This window comes from Paenibacillus sp. Y280 (genome assembly GCF_056786335.1).
In genome coordinates, this window is sequence record NZ_JBXCIW010000028.1 from 26,080 (window position 1) to 41,570 (window position 15,491).

Genomic DNA, 15,491 nt, shown 5'->3' on the forward strand with positions numbered 1-15,491 from the left:
ATGAAGTTTGCGGTACTCGTATTTCCTGGCTCCAACTGTGACATCGATTGCTACAAAGCAGTCGAAGACACCATCGGCCAGTCGGTTGATTACGTATGGCACACAGCTACGGATTTGTCCGCTTATGACGCAATTCTTGTGCCGGGCGGCTTCTCTTACGGCGACTACCTGCGCTGCGGCGCAATCGCACAGTTCGCAAGCGTGATGAGCGAAGTGAAAAAAGCGGCAGAAGCAGGCAAGTATATCCTGGGCATTTGCAATGGGTTCCAAATTTTGACCGAGGCTGGCCTTCTGCCTGGCGCATTGATTCGCAACAACGGACTAAAGTTCCGTTGTCATCAATCGCCGCTTGAAGTGGTGAACAGCAGCACTCCTTTTACAAACCAATATTCGCAAGGCGAAATTATAAATATTCCTATCGCTCACGGCGAGGGCAACTACTATTGCGACGACGCAGCGTTAGCTGAGCTCAAAGCGAACGATCAAATCATTTTCCGCTATGCGGGCGACACGAATCCTAACGGTTCGGTTGAGAACATTGCGGGCATCAGCAACAAAGCAGGCAACGTAGTAGGAATGATGCCGCATCCTGAGCGCGCAATCGATCAATTGCTCGGCTCGGAAGACGGCAAACGGATGTTTACATCGATTTTGAATGCATGGAGGGAACAACATGGCGCAGCAGTTAACAGCTAAAGAACCGACAGCGGAGCAAATTGCCGAGCAAAAGATTTACAGCCAGTTTGGCGTATCCGATTATGAGTTTGAGCTGATTTGCGGATTTCTTGGCCGTAAACCTAACTATACAGAGATCGGCGTATTCAGCGTCATGTGGTCGGAGCACTGCTCTTACAAAAACTCCAAGCCGATCCTCAAGAAATTCCCGATTACGGGACCTCGCGTTCTTATGGGACCGGGCGAAGGCGCGGGTATCGTTGATATCGGCGACAACCAAGCGGTTGTATTCAAAATCGAATCGCATAACCATCCATCAGCGGTTGAGCCTTATCAAGGCGCTGCTACGGGCGTGGGCGGCATTATCCGCGATATTTTCTCCATGGGCGCTCGTCCGATCGCTTTGCTGAACAGCTTGCGTTTCGGTCGCCTTGAGAATGAGCGCGTAAAATATTTGTTCGAGCATGTCGTTAGCGGTATTGCCGGCTACGGCAACTGTATCGGTATTCCTACCGTTGCAGGCGAGGTTATGTTCGATGAGAGCTACGAGGGCAACCCGCTCGTTAACGCAATGTGCGTCGGCCTAATCGATCATGATAAAATTCAGCGCGGTGTCGCTAAAGGGGTAGGCAACCCGGTATTCTACGTAGGTCCTGCTACTGGCCGCGACGGTATTCACGGCGCTACATTCGCATCCGTCGAGCTTTCCGAGGAATCTGAAGAGAAGCGTACGGCGGTACAAGTCGGCGATCCATTCATGGAGAAACTGGTTATGGAAGCAACGCTTGAGCTAATCGATTCCGGTATCGTGCTTGGCATTCAAGATATGGGAGCAGCGGGTCTTACTTGCTCCAGCGCAGAGATGGCTTCCAAAGCGGGCAACGGCCTTGAGCTTTACCTTGACGAGGTGCCGCAGCGCGAGACAGGCATGACGCCTTATGAAATGATGCTTTCCGAGTCGCAAGAGCGTATGCTCTTCGTCGTAGAGCCGCAGCATGAAGCGCAAGCGAAAGAAATTTTTGACCGTTGGGGCATTATTTGCGCCAAAGTAGGTAAAGTAACGGATGACGGACGTCTCCGCTTGTTCCACCAAGGCCAAGAGGTTGCCGATATGCCGGTTAAAGCGCTCGTTGACGAGTGCCCTGTATACGACAAGCCTTCCAAAGAGCCAGCTTACTACAGCGAAAATGGTGCAATAGACACTTCGGCTTATGAAGAAGTAACCGATTTGACTGGCGCGCTGGAGAAGGTTCTTGCTTCCCCTACCGTTGCTAGCAAAGAATGGGTTTACAATCAATATGACTACATGGTTCGTACATCTACAGCTGTTCAACCAGGCTCCGATGCGGCAGTCGTGACGATTCGCGGCACGCGCAAGGCGCTTGCGATGACAACGGACTGCAACGGACGTTACGTATATCTAGATCCAGAAGTAGGCGGACGAATTGCAGTAGCGGAAGCAGCACGCAACATCGTGTGCTCCGGCGCTGAGCCGCTTGCCGTAACAGACAACCTGAACTTCGGCAACCCGGAGAAGCCGGAAGTGTTCTGGCAGCTTGAGAAATCGGCAGACGGCATGTCTGAGGCTTGCGTCGTGCTTAACACGCCGGTAATCGGCGGTAATGTAAGCTTGTACAACGAGAACGCTAAAGGCGCGATCTTCCCGACGCCGGTAATCGGTATGGTTGGTCTCGTACACGACATCGATCACATTACGACACAAGGCTTCAAAGCAGAAGGCGACGTTATTATTCTCGTTGGCGAGACGAAAGCGGAGCTAGGCGGAAGCGAGCTGCAATACGTATTGCAAGGCGCTGCTGCCGGCCGTCCTCCTGAAATTGATCTTGCGACTGAGAAAAAGGTTTTGGATGCCGTGCTTGGCGCTATCCAAAAAGGTCTTGTAGCATCGGCTCATGACTTGTCCGAAGGCGGTATCGCGGTTGCTGTTGCGGAATCGTGTATCAGCGGACGCCTTGGCGCGGAAGTGGCATTGTCATCTGAGCTTCGCGCAGATCACCTGCTGTTCAGCGAATCGCAATCCCGTATCTTGCTATCGGCTAAGCCGGAGCAAGCGGCAGCATTGCAAGCCCTGCTTGCAGAGCAAGGCGTTGTACATGCACAAATCGGCAACGTTAAAGGCAGCAGCCTTACTATAAGCGTCAACGGAAAAGCCGGTATTCAGGCGCCGGTACAACAACTGGAGAAGGTCTGGAAGGATGCGATTCCATGTCTGATGAAATAAGACAGGAGCCTTTGCTTTGGACAGGAGATCACTATAACGAAGGCATTGGCCGCGACGATATTTTTGATAAATTGCGTGAGGAGTGCGGCGTGTTCGGGGTATTTAACCTCCCCGAAGCGTCCAACCTCTCTTACTACGGACTTCATGCCTTGCAGCACCGCGGCGAGGAAAGTGCAGGGATTTGTACCGTTGATACAAGCAACGGCAACAAGTTCGCTTATCACCGCGGCATGGGCCTTGTAAAAGAAGTATTCGACAAAGAAAAGCTCGATATGCTTGCCGGCGACCGTTCGATCGGTCACGTGCGTTACTCTACAGCAGGGGAGAGCAAGCTTGCCAACGCGCAGCCGCTTATTTTCCGCTACAGAGATGGCGACCTTGCGGTTGCTACGAACGGAAATATCGTAAATGCGCCGGAAATTCGCCATGAGCTGGAGATGTCGGGCTCGATCTTCCAAACGTCCAGCGACACGGAAGTTATTGCGCATCTCATCGCACGCTCATCGAAGGATTTCGAGACGGCTGCGAAGGAAGCTTTGCAGCGCATTGTCGGCGGCTTTGCTTTCCTTATTTTGACCAATGACAAGCTGCTTGTTGCGTCTGATCCGCATGGCTTGCGTCCGCTCGTAATGGGCCGCATCGGCGATGGGTATGTATTCTCGTCGGAATCCTGCGCATTTGAGACGATTGGCGCTGTGTATGAGCGTGATGTTCAGCCGGGCGAATTGCTTATATTGGACGCTAACGGCATGCGCGAGGATCGTTACGCCAAGGTTGACCGCCGTGCGACCTGCGCGATGGAATATATTTATTTTGCCCGCCCGGACAGCGATATTAATGGCATTAACATCCACTCGGCACGCAAACGGATGGGACGCCAGCTTGCAACGGAATCGTTTGTTGATGCGGATATCGTAACGGGCGTTCCCGATTCGAGTATCTCGGCAGCGATCGGCTACGCAGAGCAAACGGGTATTCCTTACGAGCTTGGCTTGATCAAAAACAAATATACCGGCCGGACGTTCATCCAGCCTTCTCAAGAGCTTCGCGAGAAAGGTGTCAAAATGAAGCTGTCTGCCGTTCGCAAAGTAGTAGAAGGAAAGCGCGTCGTCATGATTGACGATTCAATCGTACGCGGCACAACGTCGCTTCGTATCGTGAATCTGCTTCGCGAGGCGGGTGCGACCGAGGTGCATGTTCGGATTACATCGCCTCCTTTCAAGAACCCTTGCTATTACGGCATCGATACGCCGGACCGCAAGGAGCTTATCGCTTCTTCCCGTACGGTCGAAGAAATCCGGAAGCAAATCAACGCGGATTCTTTAACCTTTTTGAGCGATCAAGGCTTTGTTGATGCGGTTGGCGGCAATGACGGAGCGTATAATCGCGGCATGTGTCTAGCTTGCTTCGATAATGACTACCCAACGCCGGTTAACGAAGAATCGGACAAAAGCTGCAGCTGTTAACAGCATAAATGATTAACCCTATGGAGCGATTGCTGCTCTTAAATTAGTTAAGGAGTTGACCGAGAGTGTCAGAAGCGTACAAAAAAGCCGGCGTCGATATCGCGGCAGGCAACGAAGCGGTTGAACGGATGAAGAAGCACGTAAAGCGGACTTACCGCCCAGAGGTGCTGGCAGAGCTTGGCGGCTTTGGCGGTCTGTTCAGCCTGAACAAGGACAAGTACGATGAGCCTGTGCTCGTGTCTGGAACGGATGGCGTCGGAACGAAGCTGAAGCTTGCTTTTGCAATGGACAAGCATGACACGATCGGCATTGATGCCGTTGCTATGTGCGTGAACGATATTATCGTACAAGGCGCGGAGCCGTTGTTCTTCCTCGATTACTTGGCATGCGACAAGGTTGTGCCTGAGAAAATTGAAGCGATTGTCAAAGGAATCGCGGAAGGCTGCGTGCAAGCAGGCTGTTCCTTGATCGGCGGCGAGACGGCTGAAATGCCGGGCATGTATCAAGGCGGCGAATACGATATTGCCGGCTTTACAGTTGGTATTGTAGATAAGAAAAAAATGATCGACGGCTCCACAATCGCAGCTGGCGACGCTGTAATTGGCTTCGCATCGAGCGGCATTCACAGCAATGGCTTCTCGCTTGTACGCCGCTTGCTGCTTGAGGATGCTGGCTACTCGCTGGATCAAGAGCTCGAAGAGCTTGGCGGCGCGAAGCTAGGCGACGTGCTAATCGAGCCAACACGCATCTACGTGAAATCGGCGCTTAAGCTGGTTGAGCAAGTTGAAGTGAAAGGCATGGCGCATATTACAGGCGGCGGCTTCATCGAGAACATTCCGCGGGTTCTGCCTGATGGCGTGAACGTTGATGTGGAATACGGCTCTTGGCCGATTTTGCCGATCTTCGATTTGATGCAAAATAAAGGCGGAATTACGAATCGTGATATGTTCACGACTTTTAATATGGGTATTGGTCTAGTTGTTGTTGTACCGGCTGATCAAGCAAATGAAGCTCTTCGCATTGCAGCTGAGCTTGGTGAGCAGGCTTACCGTATCGGAACGGTTACGGAAGGAAGCCGCATCGTGACGTTTACGGGAGCGGACGTATAATGGGAACGCTTCGCATCGCTGTTTTCGCTTCGGGACAAGGTACGAACTTCCAAGCGATTGTAGATGCGGTGCAGGAGGGGAAGCTCGATGTAACCATCGAGCTTCTTGTTTGTGACAAGCTTGCCGCTCCCGTTGTGGAGCGCGCGAAGAAGGCTGGCGTGGACACGTTCCTGTTCACGCCGAAGGAGTATCCGTCTCGCGAGGCTTATGAGACGGAAATTATCGCCGAGCTTCAGCGCCGCGGCGTGGAGCTTATCGTGCTTGCGGGTTATATGCGCATTATCACGTCCGTGCTCGTTGAGCCGTTCTACGGCAGGATGATTAACATTCATCCTGCGCTGCTGCCGGCATTTCCCGGTGTGAACGGCATCGGGCAGGCGCTGGCGTACGGCGTCAAGCTGACCGGCGTCACCGTACACTACGTGGACGGCGGCATGGACAGCGGTCCGATTATCGCGCAGCGCGCGGTTGAAGTAGCGGACGAGGATACGGAAGGCTCGCTCGCCGAGCGTATTCATGCAGCTGAGCAAGCGCTGCTGCCGTCCGTTATTCAGCAGATCGCGCAGGGCCGCGTCTCACTGAATGGCCGCCACGTAACGGTGAGCCGCTAGAGTGGCAGAAGGGTTGGATAGAGCTAGAAACTAGACCTAATGCCAGCAGTAGCGGCGGGAATGAGCTCATCCGGGGGTATGCGCCTGCCGAGCAGCGAGCTTGGACCGCATCAAGCGAAACGGGCGGTTTAAAGGTTTTCTTTTGAGAAAAGCAAAGGTTTGGTCAAATAGATGAGGAGGTATTTGCGTGGCTATTCGTAGAGCGTTAATTAGTGTTTCCGATAAGTCTGGAATCGTGGAATTTTCAAGAGAGTTGGCAAACCAAGGTGTGCAAATCATTTCGACGGGCGGTACGTTCAGCCTGCTTCAAAAGGAAGGCGTTCCGGTTATCGGCATTTCCGATGTGACGGGATTCCCGGAAATTTTGGATGGACGCGTGAAGACGCTTCACCCAGCCGTGCACAGCGGATTGCTTGCCGTTCGTGACGATGAAGAGCATCAGAAGGCGATGAAGGAGCTTGGTCTTGACTATATCGACCTCGTAATCGTTAACCTTTATCCGTTCAAAGAAACGATTGCGAAGCCAGACGTATCGTATGAGGATGCCATCGAGAACATCGATATCGGCGGACCAACGATGCTGCGCTCCGCTGCCAAAAACCACGCATTCGTAACGGTTGTTGTTGATGCTGGCGACTATGGCACGATTCTTGAAGAAGTAAAAGCACAGGGCGACACTACTCTTGAAACGCGCAAACGTTTGGCTGCAAAAGTATTCCGTCACACGGCGGCATACGATTCCCTAATCTCGGATTACCTCTCCAAGCAAATGGGCGAGCCGCTTCCTGAAACTTACACCGTTACATACGAGAAGGTGCAGGATCTTCGTTACGGCGAGAACCCGCATCAGAAGGCTGCTTTCTACAGCAAGCCGCTTGCAGCAGCAGGCAACGTAACGACAGCTGAGCAGCTGCACGGCAAGGAGCTTTCGTACAACAACATCAGCGACGCCAACGCTTCGCTCGCAATCTTGAAAGAGTTCGACGAGCCAGCTGTAGTTGCCGTAAAACATATGAACCCATGCGGCGTAGGCATCGGCGCAACGATTCACGAGGCTTACCAAAAAGCCTATGCAGCAGACCCTACCTCTATCTTTGGCGGTATCGTTGCGGCTAACCGTACGATTGGCGCGGATACAGCTGAGCTGCTTAGCGGCATTTTCCTCGAAATCATCATTGCGCCAGACTTCGCGCCTGAGGCGCTTGATATTTTGACGAAGAAGAAAAACATTCGTTTGCTCAAGCTGGGCGAGCTGTCCGCAGCTGGCGAGCGCAAGCCGGAATGGCTTGTGACATCGGTTGACGGCGGCATGCTTGTACAAGAGAGCGACGTTCACAGCGTGTCAGAAGCCGATCTACAGTTCGTAACAGATCGCAAGCCGACAGCAGAAGAGCTGAAGCAGCTTCTATTCGGCTGGAAAGTTGTTAAGCACGTTAAATCCAATGCGATTTTGCTTGCGAAGGATGACATGACAATTGGCGTTGGCGCTGGTCAAATGAACCGCGTAGGCGCGGCTCGCATTGCTATTGAGCAAGCGGGCGAAGCAGCTAAAGGAGCAGCGCTTGCTTCCGATGCATTTTTCCCAATGGGCGATACGGTAGAGCTTGCGGCAAAAGCGGGCATTACGGCTATCATCCAGCCAGGCGGCTCCATTAAGGACGAAGAGTCTATCGCTGCGGCGAATGCTAACAACATCGCCATGGTGTTCACAAGCGTACGCCACTTCAAGCACTAGATTCGCGCGAAGCTATTTCTATTGCAGCCGTTCGTTAACGACAGGAAGCTGGCGAAGGCGGAGGCTGCAGCTGTTTCATATAGTCAAATAGGGGGTTAGTGGATATGCGTATTTTGGTAGTAGGCGGCGGCGGACGTGAGCATGCCATCGTCTGGGCGCTTAAGAAGAGCGAGAAGGTTAAAGATATTTATTGCGCGCCCGGCAATGCCGGTATCGCACAGCTTGCAGATTGCGTGCCGATTGCAGTCTGCGATTTCGACGAGCTGATCCGTTTTGCGAAGGATGCATCGATTGATCTTGTATTTGTAGGCCCGGATGATCCGCTTGCGGATGGCATCGTTGATGCTTTCGAGGCAGCCGGCATTCAGGCGTATGGTCCTCGCAAAAACGCGGCGGAAATCGAAGGCAGCAAAATTTTCATGAAAAATTTGCTTAAGAAATACGATATTCCAACTGCGAAATACGAAACGTTCACCGATTACGAGACAGCTTCCGCATACCTTCGCGAGCAAACGGCTCCAATCGTTATTAAAGCGGACGGCTTGGCTGCTGGCAAAGGAGTAACGGTTGCGGCTACGCTTGAAGAAGCGGAGCAAGCGCTGCGCGAGATGATGGTTGATAAAGTGTTTGGCCAAGCGGGCAGCCAAATCGTAATCGAGGAATGTCTGGTCGGACAAGAAATGTCGATTCTAGCTTTCGTTGATGGCGAAACGGTTCGGGCTATGGTTCCTGCACAGGATCATAAGCCGATTTTTGACGGTGACAAAGGCCCGAATACGGGCGGCATGGGCACCTATACACCGCTGCCGCATATCGATCAAGCGATTATTGATGAATCCATTCGGAACATCATTATTCCTACCGCAAAAGCGATGGTAAGCGAAGGACGGCCGTTCCGCGGCGTCCTGTTCGCAGGCCTAATGATTACAAAAGACGGCCCGAAAACAATCGAGTTTAACGCGCGTATGGGCGATCCGGAAACACAGGTCGTCTTGCCTCGTTTGCAAACGGATTTGGTCGACATCGTGCTCGCATCGCTTAGCGGTAATTTGGACCAGTTGGACATTCAGTGGAGCGATGAAGCAGCCGTTTGCGTCGTTGTGGCATCGGAAGGCTACCCGGCTTCGTATCCGAAGGGCAGAGTCATTGCGGGACTTGCTGAAGCGGAAGCGCAGGGCGCTCTCATCTTCCACGCAGGTACTGCAGAAAAGGACGGGGAGTTCGTTACTAATGGCGGACGCGTGCTTGGCATCGTAGGCCTTGGCCGCGATATCGCAGAAGCGCGTGCTCGTGCATACGAAGCCGTCAGCGTCATTGACTTTGAAGGCAAGCAAAACCGCACTGACATTGCGGCTAAAGCACTTATTTAAGCTATTAGCTTGCTATTAAAGCTTAAAGAGAGACCAACCCATTTCGAAGCTCGCATAGAGCATCGCGAGGGGTTGGTCTTTCGTCTTTTTAGGTCGGCCAAAGCTTTTTGGCTGGCCTTTTTTTTTATTCGCTGAATATGTCAGATCCTCTCGAATGGTGTTACTTATTTGTAACTCTATTAATCAGCAGTAGAGTTACAATCAATCTATCAGCGAGGAATAGTAGGTGAGTGGAATGGCAAAAGCAAAAAGGCATCGTAGCATTATTTTTACAGGGATTATTATGGCTGCTGTGCTCCTGTTGATCAGCGGTTGCTCGGCAAGCGAGAGTTTCAGTTTGGCATCAATTTTGAGTAATGGGAAGTCCCCTGTTGTAAACGAGGGCAGCGTAGGGAAGGGACCGCAGTTGGAAGACGGCGCAGACGCCAAAGGGGATGTCGTTATCGTAGGCAATAGCGGAGTGGCAGAAGGCGGAATTATCCAGGGCAGTTTCGAGGGAGAGCCATCCACAGGCGAGGCGATTGATCCATCTAAAACGCAAACGGGCGGAGATGAGCCGGACGCATCGGCAACGGACAAGCCGGGCAAGGAAGAGATGTTGATCGCGCTCACGTTCGACGACGGGCCGGATAAGCGTTACACGACCGATATTTTGGATATCCTGAAGGAAAAAGGAGTAACGGCTACTTTTTTTGTAGTCGGACAGCAAGTGACTAAAAATCAAGAGGTGCTCCAGCGCATCGTGGACGAAGGGCATGCGGTTGGCAATCATACTTATCATCATAAAGATTTATCCAAGCTGAATAAGCAGCAAATCATCGAGGAAGTCAAAACAGGTGATGCGGCAATCAAGAAAGCAATAGGCTATACACCGTCCATGGTCCGCGCACCATATGGAGCCGTATCGGATACGCTGAAAGTGTTATTGAAATCGAATCATCGTGAACTAGTCGGTTGGAACATAGATACGCGTGATTGGGCAGGCACTTCGTCAGCCGATATCCGCAAAATGATTAAGAACGAGGCGAAGCCTGGTGGTATAATATTAATGCATTCTTTTGGCGGCAAGCATATTAAGAACACGGTACAAGCTCTGCCGGACGTCATTGATGATTTGGTGGAAAAGGGTTATACGCTCGTTACCGCCGATCAAATCGCTTAACACGGGTACTTGCACGAGGAGGCTGCAGAGTTGAATGACGGAAGTGATACAAATGCCAAGCATAGGCGGGGGAAAATAATGCGATGGAGCTTTCTGCTCAGCGGTGCTATCTCACTCCTATTCTTTTCAACTGGCTGTCGTTATACAGCCGCGCCTGCAGATCTTCTGCAGAAGCCAGCCATCTCGCCTAAGAAGCAGGCCATTGTACAAGCAATTGAAAAAAATCTGCCTGTTTACAGCAAGCTTACACTTCCCCTTAGGGAAGAGCATATGGAAGCGATCCGCCTAACTGATGTGGATGGAGACAGCACGAAAGAGGCTATCGTTTCTTATTACAATGAATACAGTTCACCTGAGCTTATGGTGTTTAAATATACTAAGTCCTTATGGAAGCCTTGGGTGCTTGTGCAGCAGCCGCTGGCAAGAATGATCGATTGGCTGAAAATAGAGGATATCGATAGAGATGGGCTTATGGAAATTTTGATCGGGTGGATCGGCGCATTCGACAGTCCGAACGTGCTTGAGATTTACTCATTTGACTCTACGCCAGTACGCAACGAGGCGGGCAAGCTGACGTTGAAGCCAGTGGAGAGCATCCCCTATTCGTACGGGGATACAGGAGACATTAACGAGGATGGACAGCTGGAGCTCGCGATTATCTCAGAGCATGGGACCAATCAGGAATTGGCGCTGCCTGAATATCATTTAACCCTCTACAATTGGAAAAAAGGCGGCATGAAGGAGATTTATACGGAAAAACTGTATGACGGTGTCAATAGCTATGATCGTTTGCTGATCGGAAAAATCTCGGAGCGTCATAGAGGGATTGTTTTGGAGGCATCTACGGGGGCTCACGCTACTTACACGGCCATGTATGTGTGGGAGAGAGGCAAGCTGCGGCTCGTATACCCAAACTTCGATACAGAGTATGAAGGGTTTAGCGGTACGCCTACAATGAGCAAGGATATTAACAGCGATGGCATCTTGGAGCTGCAGTGGACGAAGGAGGCTCCGGGTTACCCGAACGTCTCTTATGCGGAGTCCAAATGGTTGAATGAATGGGTGCAATGGGATGGCAAAAATGATTTTGTGAAGGTTAGAGAAGATTTTACCGATTATCGATACGGCATGCAGCTTCAAATTCCCAAGGAATGGATGGGACGCTACACGCTGCACAGCTCGGATGAGCAATACGCCTTCGTGGCGGTTAATTATTGGAATGAGAAGACAAATGTTACGGCCAAAATGGCTACTTTATATGCTGTGCCGCAGAAGCTTTGGGAAAGCGTCGAAAACGCTTGGAAGCAGGAAACGAAGCCATATCGCGAGCTTCTGACGGACAGCGGCAATGTGTTTGCGGTATCTTTCGTAAAAGAAGCGCCGACGGGCTGGCCCGAGGCGGAACGGCAAGCATTTCGCGATATGGTAGGGGTTGAAGCAGCGTTCGCTTCTTCTTTAACGATTCGCAACGATTAAGAGAGAAAAGCGGGTGCTCTAAGCTATGCGAATATTATTGTTGGAGGACGAGGAGTCCATCCGCGGCTTTGTCCGTATTAATCTGAAGCGCAACGATATGGAAGTGATTGAAGCAGAAACGGGCGAAGAGGCAATCGCGCTCGCCAATACGGAAGGTCCTATCGATATCGCGCTTCTGGACGTTATGCTTCCTACGATTAGCGGCTTCGAGGTATGCGAGCAGCTTCGCTTGCAATATCCGCGCATGGGCATCATTATGCTCACGGCGAAGTCGCAGGAGGAGGATAAAATACATGGGCTGGAGCTTGGTGCCGACGATTATGTGCAAAAGCCGTTTAGCCCGGGTGAGCTCATCGCGCGTATCAAATCTCTCTACCGCAGAATGAAGCCGGACATTGCCGCACCGGAGCGGGAGGCGTCAGCCGCTCAAGAAGGAATTGCGGCGGCCAAGGAAGGAGCTGCAGAAGCCGACGAGGCAGCGGCAGCTGGACATGACGATGCATCGTTCGCACCCTTTGCACAGCAGCTTATACCGATACAGCAGATGTCCGCTCCTCATGCGGCGAGTTTCCATCAAGAGCTCCGCGTGGAGCCGTTTCGCTTGTCCGTGGCAGAGCGCAAGCTGTGGAAGCAGGAGAAGGAAATAATTCTGACGCCTACGGAATGGACGTTGGTCAGGCTGCTGATGGAGCGCGTAGGCGAGAGCGTTAGCCGCGATCATATTTTGACTCAGGTATGGGGCCGGTATTATGTTGGCGACCTTAAGGTGGTTGACGTGAACATACGGCGAATCCGGCAAAAAATCGAGAAAAACCCGTCTGATCCCGCTTTTATTGAAACGGTTTGGGGTTATGGCTATCGGTGGAAGCGGGGATGCGTCGAATGAAAAGCGTGCAAACGAGAATGGTGTGGAGCTATTTGCTGCTCATCGTGCTTGTCGTCAGCGTGCTCGGCGGCGTGTTCGCAGCTTTGATGTGGAACTATTATTACGGAAGCGCGCAGAGCTCGGTCAAGCAGAGAGCGGAGTCGGCATTATCGCTGCATAGTCGTTCGCTTTCATCGCTCACCGTGCAGGATCAAGGCGATTACATGCTGCAATATATGGTAGAGAGCAGTACCAGGCTGCAATTGCTCGACAGCACCGGTCAAATACGGATTGATTCGGACGGCTTTGCGCCGAATATTCATTATACGACAGCTGATGTGAAGGCGGCTATTGCCGGGAAATCCGGCAGCTGGCGCGGCGTAGATCCGTACTATGGCGAGCGAGTCATGTCGGTGACCATTCCGCTCTGGAATGAAACGCGAGTCGTATCTATGCTGCGTTATTCAGCTTCATTGAAGCAAGTGGATGCGATGGTCAGCCTGCTCATTCGGATGGCTGCAGCAGTTGGTGTAGGAGTCGTGCTGTTGTTTCTTGGTTTAAGCTTGTTTCTCGCGCAGCGTATTGTAAAGCCGATTCGCGAGCTGACGCGAGCGGCGCGCTATATGGCTGAGGGGGACTGGACGCGGCGGGCGATACAGCGCAATGACGATGAGATCGGACAGCTGGCTGAAACCTTTAATGTGATGGTCATGGAGTTGAGCAAGCGGGAAAAGCTTAAGGATGATTTTATATCATCGATTTCGCATGAGCTGCGTACCCCTCTGACATCGATAAAAGGATGGAGTGAGACGCTGAAGGAAAGCGAGCCTACCGAGGATGACGAGGAGGTTAAGCTAGGCCTCTCGATCATTAGCAAGGAAACGGAGAGGCTATCGGGGCTGGTCGAGGATTTGCTCGATTTCTCAAAGCTTTCTGCGCGAACGATGGAGCTGCACAGCGAGGTGCTTGATTTCAACGGTCCGGTTAAGGAGACGGTTAATCAACTGGCTGTACGCGAGGAGCATACACGGGTACGGATACTTGCCAATTATGGAAAAAGCCCGATCGTCGTGCGAGGAGATGCGAATCGGCTCAAGCAGGTCATTATTAACTTGATTGACAATGCGCTCAAGTTTACACCCGCGGGCGGAACGATACGAGTCGCCACTACGATTGAGCAAGACCAAGCAATGCTCACTGTAGCGGATACCGGCTGCGGAATCGAAGCGGAGGATCTTCCGCATGTAACGGAAAAGTTTTATAAGGCAAACACGGGTCAAGGCGGTTCTGGGCTTGGGCTGGCGATTTGCAAGGAAATCATAGAGCTCCACGGCGGCCGGCTTACGATAGACAGCGAGCGTGGAGCCGGTACGATTGTGACGATTCGAGTGCCGATCATGCATGAGGAGTAATCCTCTGCCCGTAGGTGCTTGGATCGTCATTCTTTATAGAACAGCATTTTCCGATCGGCAATCACATAAATAACGGCAACAACAGTTCCTAAAATAAGCAGGAAGGAAAGCCAATGTTCCTTCAGCCAAGCAATCCACAAAGGCATGGAAGCACCTCCTAAAAGTTTTGTGAAGCAAAACTTGCTTCGTAAGCATGAGCTTTAAAGTTTTGTGAAGCAAAACTTGCTTCGCGTTATTTCATGTGCATAGTATGTCCTGAATAATCGGCAAAATAATGATCGCGTGCCTAATATGGTATAATAATCGGGGACAAATCCGCGAACGGTTTTATTTTCCTATGTATGATTGACAGTCTGAGAGCAGTGATGCTATTATGGTTCTATTGTTAATTCAAAGTATACGGGTAGGAATTATTATATATAAGCTTTCAGGAGGTTATCGGGATGGAAAAGCACTTGACGCTGCGACACGACGGGCTTGAGCTTGCGGCAACGCTGCATTACCCCACTGACGGGAACAAAACCGATTCAGAGAAAAGGCAAGCCATTATTATATGCCATGGATTCATTGGCTCCCGTATAGGAGTTGATCGTTTATTTGTGAAGACGGCGCGCGCGCTTGCAGCGCAAGGCTCTTACGTCCTGCGCTTCGATTATGGCGGCTGCGGCGAGAGCAACGGTGATTACGGCGCGCTTGGCTTTGATTCAATGGTCGATCAGACAAGAAGCGCAATCGATTATATGGCAAGCATGGAATGCGTGGATCCGCTGCGAATCGTATTGCTTGGCCACAGTCTTGGCGGGGCGATTGCGATTATGACTTCCGTTAAGGACAAACGGGTGAAGCGGCTTGTGCTCTGGTCGCCGGTTGCTTATCCTTTTAATGATATCGTCCGTATCGTAGGCCGCAGCAGCTATGATAATGCGGTTACGACAGGCAGCTCGGATTACCAAGGCTATACGCTGCAGCCTGTGTTCTTCGAATCTTTGCTCCAGCATCAGCCGTTTCAAGCGGCGACTAGATTTGGCGGCGAGGTGCTGCTGGTTCACGGAACGAGCGATGAGCTTATTCCAGTCGACTACAGCTTCCTCTACCAGAAGGTTTTCTGGACGCGCAGCGAAGGGTTATGCGAGAAGGAAATTATTTTTCAAGCGAATCATACTTACTCTGCCCGCGAGCATCAGGAGGGAGCGATTCACGTTACCTCCGAGTGGTTGAGCGGTCTCGATAAGAAGCAAGAGGAATGGCATCACTGGAGTATTTAAGCGAGTTGAATAGGGATAGCAAGATGGAGCGAGCTTTTTTTGATCATAAAAAAAGCTTGCTCCTTTTTTTTATATCACCGAGAAGAACTTATTTGTCGAGACA

General features: G+C 51.5%; 12 protein-coding genes. All 12 read left to right on the forward strand.

Annotated elements, in window-relative coordinates:
- The 12 genes from purQ (at nucleotide 1) to AC1TPC_RS24035 (ending at nucleotide 15,388) form a co-directional block, all read left to right on the forward strand.
- Nucleotides 1-696: a phosphoribosylformylglycinamidine synthase subunit PurQ gene (purQ, locus tag AC1TPC_RS23980; RefSeq protein WP_482069272.1), complete on the forward strand. Its 696-nt coding sequence runs from the start codon at nucleotides 1-3 to the stop codon at nucleotides 694-696.
- On the forward strand, nucleotides 674-2,917 hold the full coding sequence (gene purL, locus AC1TPC_RS23985; protein WP_482069273.1) for a phosphoribosylformylglycinamidine synthase subunit PurL: 2,244 nt from the start codon (nucleotides 674-676) through the stop codon (nucleotides 2,915-2,917). Before purQ ends, purL begins: the two co-directional genes overlap by 23 nt.
- Entirely contained in the window at nucleotides 2,902-4,383 is a 1,482-nt protein-coding gene (purF, locus tag AC1TPC_RS23990; RefSeq protein WP_482069274.1) for an amidophosphoribosyltransferase, read from the forward strand. Before purL ends, purF begins: the two co-directional genes overlap by 16 nt.
- Before the next feature lie 65 nt (nucleotides 4,384-4,448).
- The gene (gene purM, locus AC1TPC_RS23995) at nucleotides 4,449-5,492 is read left to right on the forward strand and encodes a phosphoribosylformylglycinamidine cyclo-ligase (protein WP_053372682.1); all 1,044 of its coding nucleotides are present in this window, start codon (nucleotides 4,449-4,451) and stop codon (nucleotides 5,490-5,492) included.
- Nucleotides 5,492-6,103 (forward strand): phosphoribosylglycinamide formyltransferase, encoded by a 612-nt coding sequence (purN, locus tag AC1TPC_RS24000; protein WP_482069275.1) that lies wholly within the window; start codon nucleotides 5,492-5,494, stop codon nucleotides 6,101-6,103. The genes purM and purN overlap by 1 nt, the downstream gene beginning before the upstream one ends.
- Before the next feature lie 187 nt (nucleotides 6,104-6,290).
- Nucleotides 6,291-7,838, forward strand: a complete 1,548-nt coding sequence (purH, locus tag AC1TPC_RS24005) for a bifunctional phosphoribosylaminoimidazolecarboxamide formyltransferase/IMP cyclohydrolase (RefSeq protein WP_482069276.1) — start codon at nucleotides 6,291-6,293, stop codon at nucleotides 7,836-7,838.
- A 104-nt stretch (nucleotides 7,839-7,942) separates the two neighbouring features.
- Nucleotides 7,943-9,208, forward strand: coding sequence for a phosphoribosylamine--glycine ligase (purD, locus tag AC1TPC_RS24010; protein WP_482069277.1), 1,266 nt, complete (start codon nucleotides 7,943-7,945; stop codon nucleotides 9,206-9,208).
- Nucleotides 9,209-9,443: 235 nt separating this feature from the next.
- Nucleotides 9,444-10,370 carry a polysaccharide deacetylase family protein gene (locus AC1TPC_RS24015; protein ID WP_482069278.1) on the forward strand — a complete coding sequence of 309 codons (927 nt, stop codon included), beginning with the start codon at nucleotides 9,444-9,446 and terminating at the stop codon, nucleotides 10,368-10,370.
- Nucleotides 10,371-10,400: 30 nt separating this feature from the next.
- A complete protein-coding gene (locus AC1TPC_RS24020; protein WP_482069279.1) occupies nucleotides 10,401-11,846 on the forward strand; it encodes an FG-GAP repeat domain-containing protein in 1,446 nt (481 codons plus the stop codon).
- 25 nt (nucleotides 11,847-11,871) lie between these two features.
- Nucleotides 11,872-12,732, forward strand: a complete 861-nt coding sequence (locus AC1TPC_RS24025) for a response regulator transcription factor (protein WP_482069280.1) — start codon at nucleotides 11,872-11,874, stop codon at nucleotides 12,730-12,732.
- Nucleotides 12,720-14,123, forward strand: a complete 1,404-nt coding sequence (locus AC1TPC_RS24030; protein WP_482069281.1) for a sensor histidine kinase — start codon at nucleotides 12,720-12,722, stop codon at nucleotides 14,121-14,123. The genes AC1TPC_RS24025 and AC1TPC_RS24030 overlap by 13 nt, the downstream gene beginning before the upstream one ends.
- Nucleotides 14,124-14,566: 443 nt before the next feature.
- Nucleotides 14,567-15,388 (forward strand): alpha/beta hydrolase, encoded by an 822-nt coding sequence (locus tag AC1TPC_RS24035; RefSeq protein ID WP_482069282.1) that lies wholly within the window; start codon nucleotides 14,567-14,569, stop codon nucleotides 15,386-15,388.
- The last annotated feature ends 103 nt before the right edge of the window (nucleotides 15,389-15,491 follow it).